Origin of the sequence: Mitsuokella sp. UBA4253, from assembly GCF_002395285.1 — a bacterium.
Lineage (GTDB): Bacteria > Bacillota > Negativicutes > Selenomonadales > Selenomonadaceae > Mitsuokella > Mitsuokella jalaludinii.
The window spans coordinates 1-25,615 of sequence record NZ_DGWR01000011.1 but is presented as its reverse complement, the minus strand read 5'-3'; the positions used below and the strand labels follow the sequence as shown (position 1 = coordinate 25,615).

Here is a 25,615-nt window from a genome sequence, read left to right as displayed (position 1 = left end):
TCTCACCTCTCATTATTTCTTGCTCCAATTATATTCACTATACATTGTATACGTTATACTCAAATTTCCATCAATTTTAGAATCACTCAAGCCATTGACAATGCGGACTAAGTCCTTTCCAAATCCCTGCAATTTCGCATTGACTGTAACCTCCACATTACCATTCGGCGCGGAAGTTGTTGGAGGTTTATGCTGAATATCAAAGTCGTCCATATCACCAGGATTCCATTCATAGATATCAAATGGGAGCTTCTGGTCATGAAATCCATCTCGTATGGTTTTGTAATCCTGCTGCTGCTTCGCCGCATCTTCCTGCTGTAAAACAGCCGCTGCACGAGCACTGCTCCGTGCAATTGTTCCCAAGGTAACATAATCGGCAAATACGCAGCCAAAGTAAATGATAGCAAAAGTAAACAAAAGAAAAAGAGGCAGGACTAATGCAAATTCCATAATCGATTGACCTCTCTGGAATCTCATTTTTCCTGTCTCCTTTTCTCTAAAAATGAATCAATCCTTATTAGCAGGAGTAGTAGAAGTAGTAGTAGGAGTAGTAGTAGTGAAAAGGTTTGCAACGTTATTGAATACGTTTTTAGCACCACCTGCAATCCCGCCAGCATTTGTAAGAGCTGTAGCGAGAACAACAACAAATGCCAGAATCAAAGCGTATTCAACGATGCCCTGTGCCTTTTCACCTACATAGCGTGCTTTCAGATAATTTAAGATCTTAACCATTTTTCATTCCTCCCAAGTATAGAGCTGTTTTGATTTATTTATGTAAACCCTAAAATCTTTAGGATTGACATCTAAGGTAACTCTGGTAATTTTTCCATTAAATCAGAAACTCGGATAAAGACCTGTTTCACACTCAACGACAGCTGCACAATCAGTCGATGTTCTCCCTCCGGCGTTTCAACCGAGATGGGAAACAACTGAAATAAATAGACAGCTATCAAAACAACAAATGTCAATATCAATGCATACTCAATTGTAGCCTGTGCTTTCTCATGTTTCGTATGATTGATGAATATAGCCAAAATAGCCAAACTTTGAAGCATTGGTTATCCTCTTCCTTCAAGAAAGTTACTAGATATTGATATTAACAATACGCTGGATAATGAAAAAACCAATCACTTCTAAGATAAGTGCCCCAACGATGCACATCTGACCAATCTCTGTATCAAGCAGCGGGCTCAAATAATTAGGACTCATCATGTACAGGATGATAAAGAGTCCAACGGGGATAGCTGCTAATACCCATCCAGAGGCCCTTCCCTGCGCCGTCAATGCCATGACCTCCCGCCGCATCCTGACGCGCTCTGCGATTGTCTCGCTGATGGTATCGAGGATACTGGCGAGGTCGCCGCCGACTTGTCTCTGGATGAGCACGGCGGTGACGACGAGTTCGAAGTCGGGGCTGGCGACGCGGCGCTGCATGTTGTCGAGCGCGGACTCGAGTGTGTTGCCGAGGTTGACCTCGTTGACGACGAGCTGGACTTCGCGGCCCATCGGGGCGTCCATCTCGCGGGAGATGAGCTCGAAGGCCTGCATGAAGCTGAAGCCTGCGCGCAGAGCGTTCGCGACCATCGTCAGCATGTCGCCGAGCTGGTTCGTGAATTTCTTGCGCCGCCTGCGGATGCGCAGCCCCAAGAGGGCCAGGCCCATCAGTATGCCCGCGAGGGCTCCGGCGAAGAACATGGCGCCCTTTAGCGTCACGAGGAAGGTGATGAGGCCGACAAGCCCGCCCCAGAGGAGCAGGATGGCCTCAAACTCCGTGCCGCGTATCGGCCAGTCGGCCTGCTGCATGAGCAGCTCGATGCGGCGGCCCTGCTGCAGCCGCCCGAGTCCCTTTGCAAGGGCCTCGATGCAGCTGTAGAGCAGTGCCTTCGGCGTGAGCTTGCGCTGCGGCCGCTCTTCCTGGCGGACGCCTGCAAAGTAGTTGAGGCGCTCCGTCATCGCGTGCTCTTTTTTCGCACGCGAACGGATGGAGAGCAGGCCGACGAGCAGGCCGAAACAGAGGGCGGCGACGAGTACGGCGAGAAGCGGCCTCATGACGACCACCTCGCGGCCTGCGGCGCGCGGCTGCCGATGATCTGCTCGGCGAGCCGGTCGACGCTCTTGGCGAGCGGGTTGTCCGGCTGCAGTTCGGTCGCCATCTGGCCGTTGTCGGCGGCCTGCGAGACGACGAGGTACTCATTCGGGATGATGGCCGCCACGGGATGGCCGAGCTCATTTTCGAGCTCACGCCGCTTCTGCTCGGTGCACGGCGAGACGCGCGTGAAGATGACCTTGGCGCGCTCGTCGGCATCGTCCCAGTCCTGGAAGATGGCCAGTGCGCGGCGCATGTGGTCCATCTCGTAGGCGCCGTTGATCATCGCGCAGAGATACGTCACGGTGGAGTTCTCCGCAGCGGCGATGGAGGTCGGGTTGAAGCCCGGCGGCACATCGATGAGCAGGTAGCGGAAGAGGCTCCGCGACATGCGGATGATGTTCTCGAACTGCGGGATGGAGACCTTGTCGATGTAGTTCGGCTTCGTCGTGCCGCAGAGCACGTGGACGCGCTCGGAGACGGGCATGTAGTAGCGCTTGAGCGTCACCGGCGAGAGGAAGCGGATGTCGCGGGCCGCCTCGACGATGGTCGACTGCGGCGTGAGGTTGAAGAAGACCGCCATGTCGCCGAACTGCAGGTCTGCGTCGATGATGCCGACCTGTTCGTGCGTGCGGCGCGCCAGGGCCTCGGCGAGGTTGGCAATGAGCGTCGTCTTGCCGCTCTTGCCCTTGGGGCTGAAGAAGACGAGCGTCTCGCAGTCCTTCTCGCTGCCCTCCGTGACGAATTCGCGCACGGCCTCCTGCAGCTCGACGCCGGTGAACGGCTTGATGAGGCAGCCGCGCGCGCCTGCGCCGATGAGGTGCGTCGCGCTCTCGGGGCGCCACTCAGCCGCCATGCCGAGGATGTCGGCACTCGGGTAGGATTTGTGGAAGTCCTCGATCAGGGGGACGGCATTCTCGTCGTCAATGTCGAGCAGGATGAGGTTCGGGTCGAACATGCGGCCCTGGCCCAGTGCGTCCTGCTTGTTCTGGTAGCGCACGGCCATGGAAAAGTTCGGCGTGCGCTCGATGACAGCGCTGAGCTTCTCGAGCATCAGGCGGTCTTTCTCGACCAGCATGACACGGTACATCGGGAATGCCTCCTTTCTCTAACTACATGCAACACAACCACATCCGCCGCTTGCGCGGTCCCCCAAGGTTAGCTGAAGATGCGGCTGAGCCAGGATGACTCCTGTTTCTGAGCCTCGGTCTCGGCGGGCGTGCTGCTGTGGTTGGTGTAGCGGCCGACGAGGGCTCTTAAAGCATCGCCGAGGGCCGTCTTCTGCGGCGCCAGGACGAGCGGGATGCCGTCTCGTATCGAGGTGCTTGCGGCGCGGAAGTCGTTCGGCAGGATGTGGTAGAAGGGCTCGCCGAGGAGGTTCTGGACGTCTGCGAGACGGATGCGCGTCTTGGCATCACTTCGATTTAAAACGAGTCGTATCTTGTTCTTATCATAACCCAGTGTTTTGAGCGTGTCCATACCTATTTTCATATTTTTTATCGTCGGCAGGAAGTCGACAATCCCTAGGAATGTCACGATTGTGGAGAGGTCGAGCATGGCGAGATTCAGCGTGCTGAACATCGAGGCCATGTCGACGAGAATGTAGTCGTAATGCGGCTGCAGGTTGCGCACGGCGCGCACGGCGTACTCGTGATGGATGTTGTAGGCCTCTTCGAGCAGTTTCGGCGCGGCGAGCACATCGAAGTGGACACCCTCGCGCTCGTACGGCGTCAGGAAGTCCTCGGCGCGGCACGAATCGCCCTCGACCTGCATCGTGCGCTGAAGGTCGGCCAGGGTCTTAGAAGGCTGGAGCTTCAGGAAGTGGCAGACATCGCCAAACTGCAGGTCAAAGTCGGCTAGGCAGACGCGGTAGCCCTCGCGGGCCAGCTCCGAAGCCATGTTGCAGGCGACGAGCGTCTTGCCGACGGCCGAAGCCGTGCTGAAAAAGGTGATGACAATGCCGTTGACCGGCGTCGGCCGTGATTCTGTTGACATGGGCATCGTTCCTTTCACTTACTTATCCATGCGGTCGAGGATGTCGCGGGCGGTCGCCTTGATGCGGTCGCCCGGCAGGTCGGCCGTGGGCGCGGCGGGCTGGTCGATGGCAGGAGCCTTGGCCTGTGCTCTGGCCGCTTTCTTGGCAGCCTTGGCGGCTTCTTTCGCCTCTTTGGCCAGCTGCTCGTTCGACTTCTCGGGGATGTCGCCGTTGATATCTACCTGCTTCATGTCGCGGACCTCGCGGCGGCTATCGTTGTAGGCGTCTTCCATGTCAGGCGACATGCGTGCCGGTGTCTCTTCACTGACGACGCGCGGCGTGATCAGAACGACGATCTCGGTCCTCTGGCGCGACTTGTTGTGGTACTTGAAGAGCTCGCCTAAGATTGGGATGTTGCCGAGCAGGGGGACTTTCTGGATGGTGTTGGCATCGTCGGAGTTCAAGAGGCCGCCGATGACCATCGTCATGCCCGAAGGGATGTTGACAGTCGTGTAAGCGGAGCGCGTCGCGATGCCAGGCATCTTGTAGCCGTCCTTGGTGACGGCATTGTTCCAGTCGAGTCGGCTGACCTGTGTCTCGAGCTCTGTCGTGACGTTGCCGTCGCGGTCAACAGTCGGGGCGTGCAGGTCGAGGCCGATGCCGTACTCCTTGTAGTCGGTCGAGGTCGCGCCGAAGCCGTTGGCTGTCTGGTACGGAATCTCGCCGCCGATGAGGATCTTGGCATCCTTGCCGCTCATCGTCGTGACATTCGGGCGCGAGACGACGCGGGCCTTGCCGTTCTCGATCAGCGCGTGAATCTCGGCGTTGACCTTCGAGAAGTGGGTGAAGAGCCAGTTGCGGTTGTACCAATGGCTGCCACCGTCGCGCTGGCGGCCGTACGACTCGCCAGCAAAGAAGGTGCCAGCTGGGTTCATTGAGATGCCGTCGTCATTGTCGCCGCTCATGTCCTGCGACATGTAGTTGATGCCGAGGCTCTTGGCGTCGTTGGCACTGATCTCGACAAACATCGCCTCGATGTTGATCTGATCGGGATTCGTCATTTCGAGCATGTTGACGACAGAGTCGTCGACATCGCCGCGCGTGTCTTCAGACGAGCCGATGTTCGAGCCGAGCGACTGCAGGCCGCCCGAGCTCGCTGCGCCCGAGGAGCCGCCCTTCGACGACTTCGGCGCGGCGCTGCCGCCGCCCGCATAGAGACTGGCAATCTTGTAGGCGAGGTCGCGTTCATACTGGTTCTTGACCGTGCCGCGCAGCAGGACCTTGCCGCCGATCATCTGGACGCGGACGTCTGGCAGGCCGATGGCGTCCTCGATGATCTTGGCGAGTCCGGAATCCTGGTTGGAAACGGTGATGCGGTACTCGTAGCGGTAGCCGTTCGACGCCCAGACGTTGAGTGTCGTCGTGCCCGGCGAGATGCCGATGACATTGAGTGACGTGCCGTCCACGAGGCTCACGTCAGCGATCTTCGGATTGGCGATGGCGACGCGCGTGATACTGCGGCCCGTGTTGAGGTAGTACGACTGATTGAGGTCGATGGAAAGCGGCGTGAACTGCGCGTAGGCAGGAGCCGGGGAGAGGATGGCGGCCGCTGCGATTGTCGTGGCAGTCAGGCCGTAGATGGCGTTTCTCATTGGACTCCCTCCCTCGTCGATGTCACACCGCGGATGACCTCGATGGTCCGCCCGAGGACGGGCATCGAGCTGGCCGAATCGCCAGAACTTCCTGAACTGCCGGCACTGCTCGGCGCGCTGTAGCCGCCCGTGCTTGGAGCACTCGGAGTGGGCGACGGTGCGCTGTAAGACGGTGCTGGAGCGGATTGCGGAGCACTCGGAGCACTCGAGCTCGAAGCAGACTGGCCATTGCCCTGCGGCACGCCTGCATAGTCGGTGTCAAACGTGTACATGTCGCGCGGCTTGAACGGGCGCAGGACGAGGTACAGGGTGCCTTCCTGCGAGGCGGCGGCGAGCTTTAAGGCGTCGGCTGGCTTCAGGGCGACGGTGGCGGTGGCCATCGTATCGCTCGATGCCTTTGTGTTGACGCTGCCGACGTTCTGGGCGCTCGCGTCATCCTTCTTGTCACCGTCCTTCTTGCTGCTGTCGCCTGTCGGCGTGTTCGGCAGGTCAGCCGTGTGGTTGATGCCGAGCAGGAGGACGTCCTGCAGGATGATGCGGCCGTTGACGCCGTTCTCCTTCGTGCCGGTGATGACCATGATGTCGACGTAGTCGCCCGGATGCGCGAATCCTGAGACGCCGGTGACATCGTTTATCGGGATGGTCACGGCGCGACAGTCAGGCGGGATGATGCCCGTGAAGCCCGCCATGCGGATGTCGACGTAGACCTTGCGCGAGGTCATGATGTCGCCTTGCTGTATCGCGGTGCTCGTCGGGTGATCGACGGCATCGGCGACGTCGCGGAAGGCGCCCTCAGGCACGAGTTCGCTCGGGACCTCGACGACCTTGAGCATGTCTTCCTTGACGACGGTGCGCTCGGGGATGTCCTGCTTGGCGGCGACGACCTGCACGAGGTTCGTCTGCGGCTTCTCGGCCGCTTTCTCGTCGTCGCCGGACATCGCAAAATAGACCATGAGGCCGAGCAGGATGCTGACGACACCTGCTGCCACGACCCACTGACGATATGTGATTTTGTCGAGGAACTCACGGATGCGCTCCACGGGCTTCATCTGATTTGCCATACTGCCATTCCCTTACTTCATTCTCATTTGTTGCTGCAATCATGCCTTGCCCGCCAGGCAAAACACTTCGCCATTTTGCTTTATCATCATAGTACTTAGTATATCATATCAAGCACGATTTGTTCTTGCAAATTTTGACCTTTTCTCTCGTTTTTGCTAGGATAGGGGCAGCATACTGCACTTTTTGTGAAAAGGGAGTGTTTCTGATGATATTTATCGTGATGAAATGCCTGCTCTCGGTGCTGCTGGCTGTGGGCGGCGGACTGCTCGGCAGCCGCTGGATTGCGGCGAGCTACCGCAGAGCGAAAAATGAGGAGGGGCTGCTAAGCTTCCCGGACCGCATCGAGGAGCAGGAGAAAAGGCGGCCGGGGCGCTTTGCGGTCTGCATCGGCTTCTTGTTCTGCTTCACGATGCTGGAGCTGCCGTACGTGCATCTGGCAAAGCTCGTGTTCCTGATGATCTTCCAGTACTTCATGGTGCTCTACACGTGGACGGACCTCGAACAGCGCGTGATCTTTGACCGCATGCTCATACCGTTTGCGGTCATGGGGCTCATCTCGGTCCCGCTGCTCGACCGCGTGCTGACGGACCACCTGATGGCAGCAGCTGTGGGCGGCATCGTGTTCCTCGTGCTGGCGGTGCTGACAAAGGGCGGCATCGGCGGCGGGGATATCAAGCTCGTCGCGGCGCTCGGACTCTGGCTCGGATCGGATATGCTCATGACGGTCGTCATCGCGGGCATCGTGCTCGGGGGGATGGCTGCGCTCATAATGCTGGCGACAGGAAAGCGCAAGAAGGGAGACTTCTTCGCCTACGGGCCATACTTCACGATCAGCGCGCTGCTGTTTACGCTGCTGTGAGGTACGTGCAGCAAGGGGGCCGGGGATGTATTTCGGCTTCGTCGCTCCGCTGAATGAGCCCTATGATGCGTTTTGCCTTTGAGGCGGGTTCGCCGCCTGCCGCGGCGTTCTGACATCGTGTGGCTAGGCGGATGAGCAGCAGGGCTCAGCCCTGCGGGCAATCGCTGCGCTCCTGCAGGCGAAATACATCCCCCGGCCCTAGGTACGTCTGTGTGACATCGTGGCATCTAGGGTGAGGATGCTGCAATGCGAGAAGGCGAGAGGATGGAGGCGTTGTTCGTAGGTTGACATGGTGGCGTTGTTGAGGGGCTTGTGTTGGCTCAGCCCTGCGGGCTATTGCCTAGTGGGGTTTTGATTACCATAGCTGAAATGCAAAACGAGGTACCGTTACGGTACCTCGTTTTTTATACTCGATATTCGATTCAATCAGTAGACGCGCATTTCTCTGGCCTGTTCGCGCAGGCGAGCGATGCGGTCGGCGGTGTCGGGGTGGGTGCTGAAGAGTTTGGTCAGGGCTTTGCCGGTGCCTTCGAATGGGTTGACGATGTACATGTTGGCTGTGGCCGGCTTGGCGTCTGGCAGTGTCTCAGGGGAGTGGGTGACGTAGTACTCGATCTTCTCGAGGCCGTCGGCGAGGTAGTTGGGGTTGCCACAGATCTCGCCGCCGTCGTGGTCGGCTTCGTACTCGCGGGAGCGGGAGATGGCCATCTGGATGAGCATGGCGGCGATCGGGGCGAGGATCATCATGGCGATGGCGGCAATCGGGTTGACGCCGTCATCATCGTCGCTGGAGCCGCCGAAGAACATGAAGAACTGGGCGGCGTAGGAGATGACGGTGGCCATCATGGAGGCGATGGTGGAGGTCAGGATGTCGCGGTTCTTGACGTGGGCGAGCTCGTGGGCGAGGACGCCGGAGATCTCGTTGTAGTCGAGAACGCGCATGATGCCGGTGGTGACGGCAACGGCAGCGTGCTCGGGGTTGCGGCCGGTGGCGAAGGCATTCGGCTCATCGGCGTCGATGATGCAGACGCGCGGCATGGGTAGGCCGGCGCGGCTCGCGAGTTTCTCGACGAGGTCGTAGAGCTGCGGTGCCTGTTCGCGGGTGACTTCCTGGGCGCCGCTCCAGCGCAGGACGAGTGAGTCGCTGCACCAGTAGCTGTAGATGTTCATGGCGATGGAGAAGAAGAGCATGACGGTGAGGCCGGTGCGGCCGCCGACGAGCCCGCCGATGAGCATCATGATGACGGCCATGAGGACCATGAGCATCACGGTCTTGATATTGTTCATATTCATGATAATCCCTCCTAGGATATATCTCGTTTATTTATTGCTTGATTAACTCTGCTGCTCGCGGCGGCGGTTGATGGCGTAGCCGATGAGCAAGACGGCGATGACGAAGATGACTTTGAGCTCGAGGGCGTAGGGGGCGAGGTAGATGCCGAGCGCCTTGTCCTCGGTCATGAGCTCGGCGGCTGTCATGCCGAGGATGCCAGCGCCAAGGTAAATCAGGGCGGGGACCTTGAGCATGATCATCAGGAAGATCTGAGCGCCGAACAGGACGATGGGGATGGAGATCATGAGGCCGCAGATGATCAGGCTCCACTTGCCCTCTGGCACGGTGTTGGCGACGCCGGCGAGCGAGAGGATGTTGTCGATGCTCATGATGAAGTCGGCAATCAGGATCGTGCGCACGGCCTGGCCGAAGGTAGTCGGGTGGCTGCCGCCGTCCTCGACGCGCCCGTCGCTGTGGTCGGTCACGAGCTTGACAGCAATGACGACGAGAGCGGCTCCGCCGATGAACTCGATGTACGGCGAGGCGAGCAGCCCTGTCGCAAAGAGCGTGCAGACGATGCGCACGAAGACGGCGCCGAGGCCGCCGACGATGATGGCCTTGCGGCGCATCTCATGCGGCAGGTTCTTGCAGGCCAGGGCGATGAGGATGGCGTTATCGCCGGAGAGCAGCAGGTCGAGCAGCAAGATGCCCGAGAGCGCTGCGAGCCATTCCGGCGAGAACATCCCCGCAAAGAAATTTTCCAATCGATTCACTCCCCTAAGATAAATCCCTATGCTTCCGAGCTCTTGCCCAGCTGGCAGGGGCTCTTCTTGATAGAGTTCTACAGCGTATACGAAAAACCCTGCCCTATGCGCCGCCGAAAATGGCGGTGATAGGGCAGGGTCTTGCTTGCTAGCGCCGGCCGCACCGGGATTGCTCCGTCCTGACGATGGTGGCCGTTCAGCTACTCCCCCTGTTGGAAGTACTCGTATATCGTATGCTCAATATAGCATATTTCGTCGTGTTTGACAAGAGAAACGTCAAAAAATCAGATATCGAGGTTGCGCACGAGCTTGGCGTTCTCTTCGATGAACTGGCGGCGCGGCTCGACCTTGTCGCCCATGAGGATGGTGAAGAGCTCGTCGGCTTCTTCGGCGTCCTCCATCTCGACGCGCAGCATCGTGCGGCCCTCCGGGTCCATCGTCGTCTCCCAGAGCTGCTCTGGGTTCATCTCGCCGAGGCCTTTGTAGCGCTGGACGGTCACGCCGTCGCGGCCGACTTCGTCGAGCTTTCTTGCGAGCTCATCGTCGCTGTAGGTGTACCAGTGCTTCTTGCCCTTGCGGATCTGGTAGAGCGGCGGCTGGGCGATGTAGACGTGGCCGTGCTCGATGAGCGGCTTCATGTAGCGGTAGAGGAACGTGAGGAGCAGCGTGCGGATGTGGGCGCCGTCGACATCGGCATCAGTCATGATGATGATCTTGCCGTAGCGGCGCTTCGAGAGGTCGAAGTCCTCGCTGATGCCCGTGCCGAAGGCCGTGATCATCGTGCGGATCTCGGCATTGGCGAAGATCTTGTCGAGACGTGCCTTCTCGACGTTGAGGATCTTGCCGCGCAGCGGCAGGATGGCCTGGAAGCGGCGGTCGCGGCCCTGCTTGGCGGAGCCGCCTGCGGAATCACCCTCGACGAGGTAGATCTCGGCCTGCTCCGGATCTTTGACGGAGCAATCGGCGAGCTTGCCCGGCAGGCTCGACACCTCGAGGGCGTTCTTGCGGCGCGTGAGCTCGCGTGCCTTGCGGGCGGCTTCGCGCGCACGGGAGGCCATGATGGCCTTCTCGATGATGCGCTTCGTGATGGCCGGGTTCTCGTCGAAGTACTCGGAGAGGCCCTCCGTGACGATAGAGTCGACGATGCCGCGGACCTCGGAATTGCCGAGCTTCGTCTTCGTCTGTCCCTCAAACTGCGGCTCGCGGATCTTGAGGCTGATGACACAGGTCAGGCCCTCGCGCACATCGTCGCCCGAGAGGTTGGAGTCCTTGTCCTTGAGGATGCCCTGCTTGCGCGCGAAGTCATTGGCTGCGCGCGTCAGCGCGAGCTTGAAGCCGGCGAGGTGCGTGCCGCCCTCTTCCGTGTTGATGTTGTTGACGAAGGAGTAGATATTCTCCTGGTAACTGTCGTTGTACTGCATGGCGATCTCGACGACAGTCGCGTCCTTGACGCCGTTGAAGTAGATGGGCTCGGGGTTCAGCACTTCTTTCTTGCGGTTGAGGTGCTCGACGAACGAGCTGATGCCGCCCTCGAAGTGGAACGACTCACTGCGGACAGGCTCGACGCGCTCGTCGTGCAGGCCGATCGTGATGCCGTGGTTGAGGAAGGAGAGCTCGCGCAGGCGATGGCGCAGCGTCTCGTAGCTGTACGTCGTGACCGAGAAGATCTCCGGGTCCGGCACGAAGTGGACGCGCGTCCCCGTCTCTGCCGTCGTGCCGACGACTGTCAGCGGCTTCGTCGTCACGCCGCGCTTGAAGGCGATCTCGTAGATCTTTCCGTCGCGCTTGACCTGGACTTCCATGCTCGTCGACAGGGCGTTGACGACGGAAACGCCGACGCCGTGCAGGCCGCCCGACACCTTGTAGCCGTCGCCGCCGAACTTGCCGCCCGCGTGCAGGACGGTCAGGACGACCTCGACGGCCGGCTTGCCGCTCTCGTGCATGTCGACCGGGATGCCGCGGCCGTTGTCGACGACCGTGATGCTGTTGTCCTTGTGGATCGTCACGTCGATGTGGTCGCAGTAGCCGGCGAGCGCCTCATCGATGGAGTTGTCGACGACCTCGTAGACGAGATGGTGCAGGCCGCGCTCGCTCGTGCTGCCGATGTACATGCCCGGGCGCATGCGGACAGCCTCGAGCCCCTCGAGGATCTGGATCTGCTCGGCGCCGTAGTCGGCCTCGACAGCCGTGACTTCGGCGCTCGACTCATCCGTGTGGATCTCGACGCCCGTCGTGTCGAGGTCCTTATCCGTGAGGTCCTCGGCCTCCTGCTGCGGCGCAGGAGCAGCCTCCGGCTGATCATCCGGCGTCAAAGTCAGGTCGATGGATTTCTTATCGTTATCGTTTGCCATAAAAACTCTTTGCTCCCTTTTAGTCGTTACTTACCCATATCGTAAATCGCGCGCGTGCGGTTCTTGAGGGCGAGTGTGGAGATGCCGGACAGATAGATCCTGTCCTTCGTGATGACGATGGACTTGACGAGGTCCATCGAAGCCGTCGTCCGCCACACCTTCCCCTCGGCTTTGCACCGCGCGAAGTAGCGCTTGTTGTCTGGATTATCCTTGACGAAGAATCCCACGTAGTCGTAGATCGCGATGATGTCGCGCGTGCGCACGGAGACATCATTGCCGAGATGCAGGAACATGCTGCCTCATCCTTTCTCTTCGCTTGCACCGCTGCTCTTGGGGTTGCCTTCCTGATGGCCCTTGCCGTACTGGCGCTTCGCGGCGCGGCGCAGCGGGATGGCCTCGTAGCGCTTCGGCGGCGTGTAGCCGGGCGGCCAGTACATGCTGAAGCGCAGCTCGTAGAGGGCCCGCTTGACAGCCTCGTCGGTCAGCTTGTCGGGCGGCAGGCAGCGGTAGAGCATGACGAGTGTCTTGGCCTCCATGCTCGTGCGGTCGTTGGCCGCGACCTTCGAGGCCATGAGCTGGACGAGGGCGGCGCGCTGCTCGTTGAGGAGCTGCGGCGTGCACTCAGGCACGTACTCGCAGACCTCCTTGCAGCGCGCCCACGGGATGTCCCGCAGGACGGCGCGAACCCGCGCGCGTATATCTTCCCCTGCCTGCCTGCGGCAATGGCTGCAGGCGGCGGCCTGAGGCGGTCTGAGACGGCCGCAGGTGGGACAGGGCTTCCAGCCGCGCGCGAGGCGCAGCTTGTCGAGCTGGCGGTCTTTGCGGTAGAGCTGTCGGACCTTGAGGGCGATGTCCTCGTCCTCTGTGCCCGAGCCGATCTTCTCGGCGGCCGCTAGGTCGTCCGGCGTGAGCACCATCTTGGCCCGCTCGTGGCCGACATTGACCTCTGGCACTTCCTTCTCTGCCCTTTCCTCGTCGGCCCGCTGCGGAGCCCAGTCTTCCTCGCGCCAGAAGCGGCTGAACCGGATTTCCTTGACCATCTCGCCGCCCGCGTAGTTGTTGACCTGCTGGATGATGCGCGGCATCTGGTAGCGCGTCTCGTTGCTCCAGGCGGCATTGCGGCAGTAGACGTAGAGTGAGCCGCGCTCGATGCGCACGGCCTTGACGTTCTCTGCGTATGCCTCGCCGACAATGTCGGCCCAGTGCCAGAGCACCCAGTGCTGGTAGAACTCGCGCTCCTGCTTTGAGCCGAGCTCGTGCAGGGCCTTCGGGATGATGCTGACCACCTTCTCGAGGCCCGGTGTGCGCTTCGCCATGCTGCCACCTCCGTCTTGTCTCCTGACTCCAACATCCTGTCAAATCGTCAAGTCGATATCTGACCGCTGCGGACATGGTAGTACTGCCCCATGCCCTCTGCCGGGAAATAGGCGGCATCCGTCGCCGTGATGAGCGTCTGGATGCGCTCGCGCCGGATGAAGTGCAGGAGCTGCTGGCGCCGCTTGACGTCGAGCTCGCTCATGACATCGTCGAGCAGCAGGATGGGGTACTCGCCCGTCTCGGAGCGCAGGAACTCGAGCTCGGCCAGCTTCAGCGAGAGCACGCCGGTGCGCTGCTGTCCCTGCGAGCCGAAGGTGCGCAGGTTGATGCCGTTGACCGTCAGCACGATGTCATCGTGGTGGGGACCGTAGCTCGTCGAACCGCGCAGGATGTCCGTCTCCTGCGATTTCCTCAGCATTTCATTATACCATGAAGCAAAGGGCTTTGTCATGTCCTCGCCGCCGTGTATCTCGTAGCTGACGGTCAGGTTCTCCTGATCGCTCGAGATGCGGCGCTGCATGAGATTGGCGAGCATATTGAGCTTGCGCACGGCCTCGAGGCGCTTGCGGACGATCTTCTCGGCGCTCGTGACGAGCTGCTCATCCCAGAGCGGCAGCATCGAGGTGTCGGCGCGGCGCTCGCGGATGCGCTTGAGGAGCGTGTTGCGCTGGCTGATGATGCGGTTGAACTCGATGAGCTCGTGGTAGTAGGCAGGGCTCGCCTGCGAGATCTCGCCGTCTAAAAAGCGCCGGCGTCCGGCCGGCGCTCCTTTGATGAGGAACAGATCCTCTGGCGAGAACAGTACAGTGTTGATGCTGCCGATGAGCTCCTTGAGGCGAATGGGATGGCCGTTCAGGAGGATGCGGCGGCGCTTCGCCCGGCTGAATTGGAACTCGAGGTGATTGGCCACACCGCGCCGGTCGAAGTCGAGGATGATGCAACCCTCGGCAGCATCCCAGCGGATGAGCTCGGCATCGAGATGGGTCCGGTGCGAATGGCCGAGCGAGGCATAGTAGATGGCCTCGATGACATTCGTCTTCCCCTGGGCATTCGGCCCGAGAAAGATGTTGATGCCCGGCTGCAAGGCGAGTTCGAGCTCATAATAGTTCCGATAATTTCTCAGCTTTAAAGAACGAACATGCATTCCTGTTTCAGCCTTTCTCGTGAACCTCATGGACGACTTTCCAGGCGCCGAGTCCTTCGACCTCTACGACATCGCCATCGTGGAGCTTGCGGCGGCGCGCCGACTCGACTTCGCCGTTGCGCTTGATGCGGCGCTCTGCGATCAGGGTCTTCGTCTCGCCGCAGGATGCGAGCACGCCAGCCCACTTGAGGAACTGGTCGAGCTGGATCTCTTCGGTGTCGATCTTGACTTCTTCGATGTTCATATGTATCTCCTTTATGCAATCCTCCTGCGCTCAGCGCAGGAGTCTAAGTCAATGGTTCGTGCGGACCGGCGTCACGATGTAGACAAAGCTGTCGTCGTCCTCTTCCTGGATGGAAGCAGGGGAGAGCGGCTGGTTGAGGCCGATGCGGCATGTCTTGCTGTCGATGTTCTTGAGGACGTCGATGATGTACTGTGCGTTGAAGGCGATGGCGATGTCCGGACCGTCGATCTCAGCGGGGATGTACTCCTCGGCGTTGCCGATCTCCGGGTTGTTCGAGGTGATGTGGATCTGGTCGCCGGCAAACTCGAGCTTGATGGTGTTGTAGACACCGGCTCTCGCGATAAGGGAGATGCGGTCGACAGCAGCGGCGAAAGAAGCGGTGTCCGTCTTGACGTGCGTCGCGAACTCCGGCGGGATGACGCCGCGGTAGTTCGGGAACTGGCCCTCGATGAGGCGCGAGGTCATGTAGAGATTGTCGAACGAGAAGCTGATCTGGTTGTAGGAGCAGGAGATCTTGACATCTGTCGGGATGTCCGAGGACATGTTGTGCAGGAGTTCCTGCAGGATGCGCGAGGGGATGATGACCTTGATATTGCCGATGCTCTGGTCAAATGTCTCGGACTTGACGGAGAGGCGATGTGTGTTCGTGGCGGCCATCGTGACCTTGTTTTCGGTGACCTCTAAGGAACAGCCCGTGAAGACAGGTCTTGCTTCATCGTTGCTGCAGGCGAAAACGGTCTTCTTGATGAGGTCGCGCAGGATATTGTCCTTGATGGCGAAGTCGAGATTGCCTTCGAGCGGCTGGATGGTCGGGAACTCGGCTGCGTTCATGGAGAGCAGCGTGAACTTGGCCATGGCGGACTCGATGTGGACGATCTTTTCATCGGCTGCGCATGCGAGTTTGACGTTTTCTCCAGGTAGTTTGCGGACAACTTCCTGGAAATAACGGCCACCCACGGTCAGCTCGCCTGCTTCCTCGATCTCTGCTTCGATGCGTGCGACGAGTCCAATCTCATAATTTGTGGCCTGGAGTTCCAAGGTCGTGCCTTCGGCTCTCAGGTAAATGCCAGAGAGGATGGGGGTCTGCGGTTTGCTGGCTACGGCGCGAGCGACGATCTGCAGGGCATTGGTGAGCTCGTTCTTATTGCATGTGATTTTCATACTTTGGGGCCTTCTCTCTTTTTTTTATGATATAACTAAAATATTTATATAAATAGCCGACGTAGTAGTAGGCCATGTGGAAAAGTGGATAAGTCGCCTGAGGCTTTGCAGGAGCGCACAGTTGGCTGTGGGTAACTTGTTCATAACAATAGGGGAGGTTATCCACAGTATCCACGGTGATAATCTCCCCTAGCGGTTATCCACAATCCATCGACAGGAAATCCAGAGGCTTCTCCACAGGGTTATCCACGGCAACCTGTGGGGCATTTACATCTTCTGGATGCTCTCGATGAGGTCTTTGATGATCTTATGAAGCTTGGCGTTTTCCTCGCGCTCTTTGGCGATCTTGTCGTAGGCGTGCAGGACCGTCGTGTGGTCGCGCCCGCCGAAGAAATTGCCGATCTGCGGCAGCGAGGTGTCGGTGAGCTCGCGGCAGAGGTACATGGCAATCTGGCGCGGGAAGGCGATGCTGCGCGTGCGTTTCTTGGAATGGAGGTCCTCGATGCGGATCTTGAAGTAGGTGGCGACAATCTCCTGGATGACTTCGAGCGTGACCTCTTTCTTATGGTTGTTCGGGAAGACGTCCTTGAGGGCCTCGGCGACGACATCTGTCGTGACGGGCTTCTTGATGAGGGAAGCGTAGGCGACGACGCGCGTCAGGGCGCCCTCGAGTTCGCGGATGTTGCTGTCGATGCGGTTGGCGATGAACATCAGGACATCGTTCGGCACGTCGACGTGGTCGAGCAGCGCCTTGTTCTTGAGGATGGCGATGCGCGTCTCGAGGTCAGGCGCCTGGATGTCGGTGATCAGGCCGCCCTCGAAGCGCGAGCGCAGGCGGTCTTCGAGCTTCTGGACTTCGCGCGGCGGGCGGTCGGACGACAGGATGATCTGCTTGTCGGCGACGTGCAGCGCGTTGAAGGTGTTGAAGAATTCTTCCTGCGTGCTCTGCTTGCCGGAAAGGAACTGGATATCGTCGACCATCAGGACGTCGATCGTCCGGTATTTCTGGCGGAAGAGCTCGGCCTTGCCCTCCTGGATGGCGCGGATGATCTCGTTGGTGAACTGCTCACTCGAGACGTAGAGCACGCGCATCTCGGGGTGGTTCTGCAGCACGCGGTTGCCGATGGCGTGCATGAGATGTGTCTTGCCGAGGCCGACGCCGCCGTACATGAAGAACGGGTTGTAGACCTTGCCTGGCGATTCGGCAACGGCCATGGCGGCCGCATGGGCAAAGCGGTTCGAGCTGCCTGTCACGAACGTCTCGAAGGTGTACTTCGGGTTCAGCGACGAGCGGTCGCCCGGCGCGACGATGTGCATGTCGCCGTTATCGACAGGGGCGGGCGGCTGGTCCTGGAAGAGGCTTCCCTGATTGGGGTCTTCTTTCTTGCGGCTGCTGCTGTGACTGGCGGCCGTCTCTTCTTCTCCAGCTGTCTCCTTCTTGGCTGGCTCCACTTCAGGCTGTGCTTCGGGCACGACCTGGAAGCTCACCTTGTGCTTGCTGCCCAGTACGGCGCTGACCGCGTCCTCGACGATCGTGAGGTAGTGGCTGGTGATCCAGTCCTTGACGAGGTCGTTCTGGACGCTCAGGACAAATCCGTCGTCGGTCAGGGAGAGCGGCTTGACCGACTTGAACCACTTGAAGGCTGACTCGGCGAGAGTTTCCTTCATCTTGGTGAGGATCTGCTCCCAGACAGCCTGCAGCTGTGTCTGCTCCATGAAAAAAATCCTTTCCTGCTATTAGAATATGTAGAAACTTTTTCCACAGGTGCATAACGTTATCCACATTTTTATCCACAGCTGTGGATAAGTATAGTCGTTCCTTGGGATAGAGGCGGGAAATGTGGATGATATCTTACAGTATCTTATGTTTACGAGCCTTGCCTCGCAGGGCACCAATGGGGTTTTCCGCACAATAATCAACAATATCTTATCAAAACTAGCGTGACTTATCAACAGTTTTTCTGTGTGCAAGTGGCCATAAGCCTGAAAATATCCACAGTCTGACGGGAAAAAGACAAGGGAAAATCCTTGACAGGCCGCGAGTCGGTAGTCTATAATTTGACATAGTTAAAATCTGATACTATGCTTCTATACAGCCAATTAGTCTCAGACACAAATCCAGAAGGAGGTGTTACACACATGAAACAGACTTTCCAGCCGAACAACCATTGGAGAAAGAAGACCCATGGCTTCCGTGAGCGCATGAAGACGAAGGGCGGCCGTCTCGTTCTGAAGAGAAGACGCCAGCGCGGTAGAAAGAAGCTTTCGGCATAAATCGGATGAGGTCACTTCGGTGGCCTTTTTTGCTTATCTTTTACCGTTTTTACTACTGATTGGATTTTGGGGAAATGCGAATGCTTACCTTACCGAGAAGACGGATCATCAAGCGCCGCAGTGATTTCCAACGTGTCTACCGCAGTGGCCGTTCCTTTGCGAACCGCTACTTTGTGCTGTACGTATTCCCGTCGGACGGGGTGCGCGGGCGCGTCGGCTTTGCCGCCGGCAAGAAGCTCGGCTGTGCCGTCACGCGCAACCGCGTCAAGCGCCTGCTGCGCGAGACGTACCGGCTGAACCAGGACCGCGTCCGCGAGGATGCGGCTCTCTTGCTCGTCGGCCGCAAGCCCATCGTCGATGTCAAGTGCCCTGTTGTCGAGCGGGCTTTCCTGCAGCTCGGCCAGCAGGCGGGCATCTTCAAGGGCTCGAAGAAGGACCTGCGCGCCTTTCACGGGCCGAGGCATGCGGCGCCCCGCAAGGCGTCGTCTGGGAAATCGACTGCAAGGCAAAAGAGGTCCTGAGCTTGAAGACACTGTTTCTTCTGTTGGTGCGGTTCTATCGCGGATTCATTTCGCCGATGTTCCCGCCTTCCTGCCGCTATGTCCCGACGTGTTCTGAATACGCGCTCGAGGCCATCGAGCGTTATGGAGCCCGGCGTGGGGGCTGGCTGGCCCTCAAGCGCATCCTGCGCTGCCACCCGTTCCACAAGGGCGGCTATGATCCCGTGCCGTGAGGCCGGGCGTATGTGATACTGTTATTTTTGTGAAGATTAGGATGTGATATATTGGGTTTCTTTGGAACGATATTCGAACCGATCGAGAATCTCCTGCACGTTGTGCTGCAGGCACTCTATAATGTGACGGACCTTGCAGGCTTCGGCAGCTACGGCGTGGCCATCGTCCTGCTGACGATCCTCATCAAGATGCTGCTCTACCCGCTGACGGTCAAGCAGGTCAAGTCGATGAAGGCCATGCAGGAGCTCTCTCCGAAGATGAAGAAGATCCAGGAGAAGTACAAGGACAATCCGCAGGTCATGCAGCAGAAGGTCGGCGCGCTCTACAAGGAGGCCGGCGTCAACCCGCTGGCTGGCTGCCTGCCGCTGCTCATCCAGATGCCGATCCTCATGGGCATGTACTACGCGCTCTACAATTTCACGTATCCGACGCCGGAGTCGGCTGCCTTCCTCTGGCTGCCGAACATGTCGGATCCTGATCCGTACTACATCCTGCCGGTCCTCTCGGCTCTGACGACGTTCCTGCAGCAGAAGCAGACGACGACGGAGATGAACCAGCAGATGAAGATCATGATGACGGTCATGCCGCTCTTCATCGGTTGGATCAGCTTGAACTTCCCGTCCGGTCTCGTTCTCTACTGGGTCACGATGAACATCGTCCAGATCGCGCAGCAGTGGTGGATGTACCGCAACGACGACAAGAAAAAGGAGGCTGCCTGATATGGCAGAAACCATGGAATGGACCGGCCGGACGGTCGAGGCGGCGCTTGACGCGGCTGCCTCGGACCTCGGCTGTGCGCCCGCGAGCCTGGAGTACACAGTGCTCGAGCAGCCTTCGCGCGGCTTCCTCGGCCTGATCGGCCGCAGGGATGCGCGCATCCGCGTCCGTGAGATCGATACGAGCGCATCGGCAGACCTCGACGCAAAGGACCCGTCTGCCGATATGGCGGAGCTGGAGACGCGCCTCGGAGAAGAGGCCGAAGCGACGGAGACGGCTGCCAAGCCGGACGTCTCGCTCGCAGAGCAGGAAGAGCGCGCACGCAAGTTCCTCGATGATGTCTTTGCGGCGATGAAGATCGAGGTCGAGCTGCAGCACTCGGAGACGGAGGAGGGTGTCCTCTTCCAGATCGAGGGCGAGAGCCTCGGCATCCTCATCGGCAAGCACGGCCAGACGCTCGATGCATTGCAGTACTTGACGAATCTCGCGGCCAACCGCGGCGTTTCGGGCGAGCGCCTGCACGTGCTCCTCGATATCGAGGGGTACCGTGCCCGCCGCGAGGAGACGCTCACGCGCCTCGCGGGCCATCTGGCAGAGAAGGCCTGCCGCATCGGCCAGGAGATCCACCTCGAGCCGATGAACCGCCATGAGCGCAAGATCATTCACATGGCGCTGCAGGACAGCCGCAAGGTATCGACGTACAGCGCCGGCGATGAGCCGCGCCGCTACGTCGTCATCGTGCCGCGTCGCCGCCGTCGGGCGGAAGGCAGCCAGCGCGGCCGGGAAAACGAGTAAGACTGATTCGTTTCCCGGAGGCAGACAGCAAGATAAGAGAGCTGTGAAAGGGCTTTCTCCTTCTGGGAGCAGGCCCTTTTTGATGTATTTGACGGAGTTTTTGACAAGGATTGAGAAAGGAGACCCAGTATGCAGCAGGGAGATACGATCAGTGCAATCGCGACGCCGCAGGGCGAGGGCGGCATCGGCGTCATCCGCATCAGCGGCGAGCATGCCCTGAAGACGGCCGGCAAAGTGTTCCGGGCGAAGAACGGCAAACCGCTCGTCATGGCGGGCAGCCATCGCGCCGTCTACGGCCATATCGTGGATGAGGCGGGCAAGGTCATCGACGAGGCGCTGGCGCTCGTCATGCTAGCGCCGCATTCGTACACGGTGGAGGATGTCGTGGAGCTGCAGTGCCACGGCGGCCTCATGACACTGCGCAAGACGTTGGAGCTCACGTGGAAGGCCGGTGCAAGGCCGGCAGAGCGTGGCGAGTTCACGAAGCGCGCCTTCCTCAACGGGCGTCTTGACCTCTCAGAGGCGCAGGCCGTCATGGACATCATCCAGGCGCGCACGGAGACGTCCCTGACGATGGCGGCCGGCCACCTGACAGGCCACTTCTCGAAGGAGATCCAGGCAATGCGCCACGACGTCCTCGGCATGATTGCGCATATCGAGGCCGCGATTGACTTCCCCGAGGATGAAGTCGACGATATCCTGACGTACGATATCGAGAAAAATGTGGTTGAGATACGCAACAAAATCGCAAATCTATTGAAGACGGCTCATGCCGGCCGGATTCTCCGCGACGGTCTCTTGACGGCTATCATCGGCAAGCCGAATGTTGGCAAGTCGAGCCTGCTCAATTCCCTGCTCCGCGAGGAGCGGGCCATCGTCACGGATGTGCCGGGCACGACGCGCGACTCCATTGAAGAGTACGCCGACGTCGGCGGCATCCCGCTGCGCATCATCGACACGGCGGGCATCCGCGCGACGGACGATGTCGTCGAGCGCATCGGCGTCGAGAAGGCGCGCTCCTATGTCAAGGAGGCTTCGCTTATCCTCGCGCTCTTCGACGCCTCGCGCCCGCTCGACAGCGAGGACGCGGAGATCCTGAAGCTCGTCCGCGGGCGGGAAGCCATCCTGCTGCTCAACAAGGACGACCTCGCAGCCGTTGTCACACCGGCGATGCTGCAGGAGCGCGCTGGAAAGGATGTCACCGTCATCACGATCTCGACGCGCACGCAGGATGGACTCGCCGACCTCACGAATGCCATTACCGCAAAGGTCTACGCAGGCACGCAGGCCGGACAGGAGGGCACCTTTGTCACGGACGCGCGCCAGGCCGAGATCCTGCGCCAGGCGGACGAGCACCTCGAGGCTTCCATCCGCACGATAGAGGCCTCGATGGGCCTCGACTTCATCTCCATCGACCTGCGCTCTGCCTGGGAAAAGCTCGGCGAGCTCACGGGCGAGACGGTCGGGGAGGATATCATCAATGAGATCTTCAGCAAGTTCTGCATTGGCAAATAAATCAGTTCATACCTAATATAGATAAGGGGGATTTTCGTTGTTTACCGCTGGATCATACGATGTCATCGTCATCGGCGCTGGCCATGCCGGCGTGGAGGCGGCTCTGGCCGCCGCGCGCATCGGCTGCAAGACGCTCCTGGCGACGCTCTCGATGGACAATATCGCTCTGATGCCCTGCAACCCGTCGGTCGGCGGCCCGGGCAAAGGCCATCTCGTGCGCGAGCTCGATGCGCTCGGCGGCGAGATGGGCGTCAATGCGGACAAGACCTGCATACAGTTCCGCATGCTCAACACGGGCAAGGGCCCCGCTGTCCATGCGCTGCGCGCGCAGGCGGACAAGAAGCTCTACCAGTTCACGATGAAGGAGACGTGCGAGAAGACAGAGAACCTCGATGTCAAGCAAATCCTCATCACGGACCTGCTGCTCACCGAGGACAAGAAGGCCGTGCGCGGCGTCCTCGTCGAGACGGGGGAGGTCTACCTTGCGCCGGCCATCATCATGGCGACGGGCACCTACCTCAAGGGCCGCATCATCGTCGGCGAGCATACCTACAGCGGCGGCCCGAACGGACAGCGCCCGGCGATGAAGTTCTCGGATTCGCTCAAGGCGGCGGGCATCCGCCTCATGCGCTTCAAGACGGGCACGCCCGCCCGTGTCGATGCGCGCACGCTCGATTACGAGAAGATGCAGATCCAGCCGGGCGATGAGGAGGCGCGCAACTTCTCGTTCATGAGCGATGAAGAGACGCGCGAGCAGGTGCCGTGCTGGCTGACGTACACGAATGAGGCGACCCACAAGATCCTGCGCGACAACATGGACCGCGCGCCGATGGCCAACGGCATCATCGAGGGCATCGGCCCGCGCTACTGCCCGTCCATCGAGACAAAGATCCTGCGCTTCCCGGACAAGGACCGCCACCAGCTCTTCCTTGAGCCGGAAGGACTGCACACGAATGAAGTCTACGTGCAGGGCATGAGCACGAGCATGCCGATGGATGTACAGCTCGCCTTCCTCAAGACGATACCGGGCCTCGAGCACGCGCACGTCATGCGCGCGGGCTATGCCATTGAGTACGATTGCATCGACCCGACGCAGCTCAAGCCGACGCTGGAGTTCAAGGCCATCCATGGCTTCTTCTCGGCGGGGCAGGCCAATGGCACGTCGGGCTATGAGGAGGCTGCGGCACAGGGCATCATCGCCGGCATCAATGCGGCGATGTTCATAAAGAAGCAAGAGCCTCTCATTCTCAAGCGCTCAGAGGCGTACATCGGCGTGCTCATCGATGACCTTGTGACGAAGGGGACGAATGAGCCGTACCGCATCATGACGAGCCGTGCTGAATATCGTCTTCTTCTGCGCCAGGATAACGCTGACCTGCGCCTGACGCCGTACGGCCGGCGCGTCGGCCTCGTCAAGGATGACCGCTGGGCGCGCTTCACGGCAAAGAAAGCGGCCATCGACGCAGCGATGAAATTGCTCAAGGAGACGACGATCAATCCGAGCCAGGAGACGAATGAGCGCCTGACGACTGCCGGCATCGAGCCCATCAAGAGCGCGCAGCCGCTTGCCGACCTCCTGCGCCGCCAGCAGGTCGACTACGAGAAGCTGCGCCTCGCGTATCCGGAGCTGCCGGAGCTCGCAAAGGAAGTGCGCCAGCAGGTCGAGACTGCCATCCTATACGAGGGCTACATCAAGAAGCAGCTCGAGCAGGTCGCGCACATGGAGAAACTCGAGGCGAAGCTCCTGCCAGAGGATATTGATTATCAAGATGTGCCGAGCCTTCGCGATGAGGCGCGCGAGAAACTCGCCGCCATCCGCCCGCGCTCGGTCGGCCAGGCCGGCCGCATCAGCGGCGTCTCGCCGGCTGACGTCTCGGTGCTGCTCGTCTGGCTCGAGCAGCAGAAGCGGCTTCGCGATGTCCATGATGAAGAGAACGAGAAGGATTGAGAGGGGGCAGCACGATGTTTCGAGATGAGATGAAGAAAGCAGCGGAGGCCTTCGGCCTGACGTTGAGTGAGACGCAGCTCGCGCAGTTCACGCGCTACTATGAGCTGCTGGTGGAGTGGAACGAGAAAATGAATCTCACTGCCATCACGGAGGAACACGAGGTGGCCGTCAAGCACATGGTCGACTCGCTCTCGGCCTACGATCCGGCACTGTTCCACGGGGCGGTATCGATAATCGATGTCGGTACAGGCGCGGGCTTTCCGGGCTTGCCGCTCAAGATCTTCTGCCCTGATGCCAAGCTGACGCTCATGGATTCCCTGAAGAAGCGCGTCAATTTCCTGCAGACCGTCGTCGACGAGCTCGGCCTCGAAGGCGTCGACTGCGTCCACGCGAGGGCAGAGGAGGGGGCGCGCAACAAAAAATACCGCGAGCAGTTTGACCTTGCCGTCTCGCGCGCCGTCGCAAGGCTGCCCATCCTCTGCGAATACTGCCTGCCTTTTATCAAGCGCGGTGGCCACTTCCTCGCGCTCAAGGGCAGAGCGTACGCCGAGGAAGTCGAAGAAGCAGCCAAGGCCATCAAGGTCATGGGCGGCAGCAAGACGGAGATGCGCGAAGTCCATCTGCCCGGCCTCGATGACAAGCGCGCCATCATCACCGTGACCAAAACGATGCCGACGCCGAAGGCCTACCCGCGCAAGGCCGGCACTCCGGCAAAGAATCCGCTTTAATGCAGCGGGGCATGTTTCACGTGAAACATGCCCCGTTTTTATTTTTAAAAGAGAGGAGACGTCTGGTGAAGATTTCTTATACGGTTGATGATGCCCATGACGGCAGGGAAATCCGTCAGCTTGCATCGTCCACACTGGGGCTTTCGGCGAAGCTCTGGAAACACATCAAGTGGAACGGCACGATCCTTGTCAACGGGAAGGCTGTCCGCAATGCTCGCCTGCGCGTCAAGGCAGAGGATGAGCTGACGATGCTCTGGCAGGAAGCGTCGCCCGTCGTGCCCGTCGACCTGCCGCTCGATATCCTCTACGAGGATGAAGCCTTCCTGATCGTCAATAAGCCTGCCGCGATGATCGTCCATCCGACGCATCGCGAAGCGCGCGACACGCTCGTCCATGCAGTGGCCGGTTATTTCCGGCGCAGAGGAGAAGCGGCCGGCATCCATCCGCTCTACCGCCTTGACCGTGATACGACGGGCATCGTCATCCTCGCCAAATCGGCGCGCATCCAGCACGCGATGACGCAGTGTCACGGCCAGATTTACCGCGAGTATTTGGCACTAGTGACTGGTCAGCTGAATCGGGAAAAGGGACGTATCGATATGCCCATCGGCCGCGACACGAGCAAGGCGAATCACTGGCAGGTGCGCGCAGATGGGAAGCGTGCGCTGACGGAGTACGAGGTCAGCGCATCGTGGCCTGCATATTCCCTGCTCAAACTCCACCTGCTGACCGGCCGCACCCACCAGATCCGCGTCCACTTTTCCGCCCTAGGCCATCCCCTTTTAGGCGACGCAGCTTACGGCGGCCCTTGTGATAGGATGAAGCGGCAGGCCCTGCACGCCTGGCGCGTGTGTTTCCGCCATCCTCTTACCGGCAAAGAGATTCAAGTACAAACCCCCGTTCCCCAAGACATGCGTCACCTCATCGGCCCCGATATTGTTTCACGTGAAACAGTGATAAAATACTAGCTATGCTTTTTATAATAGAGAATCAGTAGTTTACAACTTTAAGCAACC

27 protein-coding genes are annotated in these 25,615 nt (G+C 59.6%); 10 read left to right on the top strand and 17 right to left on the bottom strand.

The features are described from left to right. Window positions 1-12 precede the first annotated feature (12 nt). The 8 genes from B2X55_RS05065 to cpaB form a co-directional block, all read right to left on the bottom strand. Entirely contained in the window at window positions 13-450 is a 438-nt protein-coding gene (locus B2X55_RS05065) for a TadE family protein (protein WP_286821132.1), read from the bottom strand. 57 nt (window positions 451-507) lie between these two features. Further along, window positions 508-732 (bottom strand): pilin protein, encoded by a 225-nt coding sequence (locus tag B2X55_RS05060; protein WP_286821131.1) that lies wholly within the window; start codon window positions 730-732, stop codon window positions 508-510. A gap of 71 nt (window positions 733-803) precedes the next feature. Then, a complete protein-coding gene (locus B2X55_RS05055) occupies window positions 804-1,055 on the bottom strand; it encodes a hypothetical protein (protein ID WP_286821130.1) in 252 nt (83 codons plus the stop codon). Window positions 1,056-1,083: 28 nt separating this feature from the next. Continuing rightward, complete coding sequence (locus tag B2X55_RS05050; RefSeq protein WP_286821129.1) at window positions 1,084-2,049, bottom strand: type II secretion system F family protein; 966 nt, start codon at window positions 2,047-2,049, stop codon at window positions 1,084-1,086. Beyond that, window positions 2,046-3,164, bottom strand: a complete 1,119-nt coding sequence (locus B2X55_RS05045) for a P-loop NTPase (RefSeq protein WP_286821128.1) — start codon at window positions 3,162-3,164, stop codon at window positions 2,046-2,048. Before B2X55_RS05045 ends, B2X55_RS05050 begins: the two co-directional genes overlap by 4 nt. Before the next feature lie 80 nt (window positions 3,165-3,244). Continuing rightward, window positions 3,245-4,081, bottom strand: a complete 837-nt coding sequence (locus B2X55_RS05040) for an AAA family ATPase (protein ID WP_286821126.1) — start codon at window positions 4,079-4,081, stop codon at window positions 3,245-3,247. Window positions 4,082-4,099: 18 nt separating this feature from the next. Then, window positions 4,100-5,713 (bottom strand): type II and III secretion system protein family protein, encoded by a 1,614-nt coding sequence (locus B2X55_RS05035; protein WP_286821125.1) that lies wholly within the window; start codon window positions 5,711-5,713, stop codon window positions 4,100-4,102. Continuing rightward, on the bottom strand, window positions 5,710-6,774 hold the full coding sequence (gene cpaB / locus B2X55_RS05030) for a Flp pilus assembly protein CpaB (protein ID WP_286821124.1): 1,065 nt from the start codon (window positions 6,772-6,774) through the stop codon (window positions 5,710-5,712). Before cpaB ends, B2X55_RS05035 begins: the two co-directional genes overlap by 4 nt. A gap of 206 nt (window positions 6,775-6,980) precedes the next feature. On the opposite strand from cpaB, the gene B2X55_RS05025 reads away from it, so the two are divergent. Further along, a complete protein-coding gene (locus B2X55_RS05025) occupies window positions 6,981-7,634 on the top strand; it encodes a prepilin peptidase (protein ID WP_286821122.1) in 654 nt (217 codons plus the stop codon). A 426-nt stretch (window positions 7,635-8,060) separates the two neighbouring features. Here B2X55_RS05025 and htpX read toward each other — a convergent pair whose 3' ends face one another. The 9 genes from htpX to dnaA all read right to left on the bottom strand — a co-directional run bounded on the left by htpX (window position 8,061) and on the right by dnaA (window position 17,604). After that, window positions 8,061-8,921 (bottom strand): zinc metalloprotease HtpX, encoded by an 861-nt coding sequence (gene htpX, locus B2X55_RS05020; protein ID WP_036378626.1) that lies wholly within the window; start codon window positions 8,919-8,921, stop codon window positions 8,061-8,063. 48 nt (window positions 8,922-8,969) lie between these two features. After that, a complete protein-coding gene (locus tag B2X55_RS05015; protein ID WP_349678229.1) occupies window positions 8,970-9,680 on the bottom strand; it encodes a YjbE family putative metal transport protein in 711 nt (236 codons plus the stop codon). Window positions 9,681-9,955: 275 nt separating this feature from the next. After that, complete coding sequence (gyrB, locus tag B2X55_RS05010) at window positions 9,956-12,022, bottom strand: DNA topoisomerase (ATP-hydrolyzing) subunit B (protein WP_278520046.1); 2,067 nt, start codon at window positions 12,020-12,022, stop codon at window positions 9,956-9,958. Window positions 12,023-12,048: 26 nt separating this feature from the next. Beyond that, entirely contained in the window at window positions 12,049-12,315 is a 267-nt protein-coding gene (gene remB, locus B2X55_RS05005) for an extracellular matrix regulator RemB (RefSeq protein ID WP_036378618.1), read from the bottom strand. Between the two features lie 6 nt (window positions 12,316-12,321). Further along, entirely contained in the window at window positions 12,322-13,338 is a 1,017-nt protein-coding gene (locus B2X55_RS05000) for a DUF721 domain-containing protein (RefSeq protein WP_286821120.1), read from the bottom strand. 47 nt (window positions 13,339-13,385) lie between these two features. Then, window positions 13,386-14,483, bottom strand: a complete 1,098-nt coding sequence (recF, locus tag B2X55_RS04995) for a DNA replication/repair protein RecF (protein ID WP_270528988.1) — start codon at window positions 14,481-14,483, stop codon at window positions 13,386-13,388. 7 nt (window positions 14,484-14,490) lie between these two features. Beyond that, window positions 14,491-14,727, bottom strand: coding sequence for an RNA-binding S4 domain-containing protein (locus B2X55_RS04990; protein WP_286821118.1), 237 nt, complete (start codon window positions 14,725-14,727; stop codon window positions 14,491-14,493). Between the two features lie 48 nt (window positions 14,728-14,775). Continuing rightward, complete coding sequence (gene dnaN / locus B2X55_RS04985) at window positions 14,776-15,888, bottom strand: DNA polymerase III subunit beta (RefSeq protein ID WP_286821117.1); 1,113 nt, start codon at window positions 15,886-15,888, stop codon at window positions 14,776-14,778. Between the two features lie 267 nt (window positions 15,889-16,155). After that, a complete protein-coding gene (gene dnaA / locus B2X55_RS04980) occupies window positions 16,156-17,604 on the bottom strand; it encodes a chromosomal replication initiator protein DnaA (protein ID WP_055160485.1) in 1,449 nt (482 codons plus the stop codon). Between the two features lie 423 nt (window positions 17,605-18,027). Between dnaA and rpmH the strand changes: the two genes are divergently transcribed. From rpmH to B2X55_RS04935, 9 genes are all read left to right on the top strand, one after another. Next, window positions 18,028-18,162 (top strand): 50S ribosomal protein L34, encoded by a 135-nt coding sequence (rpmH, locus tag B2X55_RS04975; protein WP_005842699.1) that lies wholly within the window; start codon window positions 18,028-18,030, stop codon window positions 18,160-18,162. An 80-nt stretch (window positions 18,163-18,242) separates the two neighbouring features. Then, on the top strand, window positions 18,243-18,683 hold the full coding sequence (rnpA, locus tag B2X55_RS04970; RefSeq protein WP_082427673.1) for a ribonuclease P protein component: 441 nt from the start codon (window positions 18,243-18,245) through the stop codon (window positions 18,681-18,683). Between the two features lie 2 nt (window positions 18,684-18,685). Then, complete coding sequence (gene yidD, locus B2X55_RS04965; RefSeq protein WP_036378769.1) at window positions 18,686-18,895, top strand: membrane protein insertion efficiency factor YidD; 210 nt, start codon at window positions 18,686-18,688, stop codon at window positions 18,893-18,895. Between the two features lie 48 nt (window positions 18,896-18,943). Continuing rightward, window positions 18,944-19,615, top strand: a complete 672-nt coding sequence (locus tag B2X55_RS04960; RefSeq protein ID WP_226868115.1) for a YidC/Oxa1 family membrane protein insertase — start codon at window positions 18,944-18,946, stop codon at window positions 19,613-19,615. A 1-nt stretch (window position 19,616) separates the two neighbouring features. Continuing rightward, window positions 19,617-20,408, top strand: coding sequence for an RNA-binding cell elongation regulator Jag/EloR (gene jag, locus B2X55_RS04955; RefSeq protein WP_286821114.1), 792 nt, complete (start codon window positions 19,617-19,619; stop codon window positions 20,406-20,408). Window positions 20,409-20,537: 129 nt separating this feature from the next. After that, window positions 20,538-21,923 carry a tRNA uridine-5-carboxymethylaminomethyl(34) synthesis GTPase MnmE gene (mnmE, locus tag B2X55_RS04950; RefSeq protein ID WP_286821113.1) on the top strand — a complete coding sequence of 462 codons (1,386 nt, stop codon included), beginning with the start codon at window positions 20,538-20,540 and terminating at the stop codon, window positions 21,921-21,923. A gap of 37 nt (window positions 21,924-21,960) precedes the next feature. Further along, window positions 21,961-23,871, top strand: coding sequence for a tRNA uridine-5-carboxymethylaminomethyl(34) synthesis enzyme MnmG (gene mnmG, locus B2X55_RS04945; protein ID WP_286821112.1), 1,911 nt, complete (start codon window positions 21,961-21,963; stop codon window positions 23,869-23,871). Between the two features lie 14 nt (window positions 23,872-23,885). Beyond that, window positions 23,886-24,599 carry a 16S rRNA (guanine(527)-N(7))-methyltransferase RsmG gene (gene rsmG, locus B2X55_RS04940; RefSeq protein ID WP_286821110.1) on the top strand — a complete coding sequence of 238 codons (714 nt, stop codon included), beginning with the start codon at window positions 23,886-23,888 and terminating at the stop codon, window positions 24,597-24,599. Window positions 24,600-24,664: 65 nt separating this feature from the next. Next, a complete protein-coding gene (locus B2X55_RS04935; RefSeq protein ID WP_286821109.1) occupies window positions 24,665-25,567 on the top strand; it encodes an RluA family pseudouridine synthase in 903 nt (300 codons plus the stop codon). The last annotated feature ends 48 nt before the right edge of the window (window positions 25,568-25,615 follow it).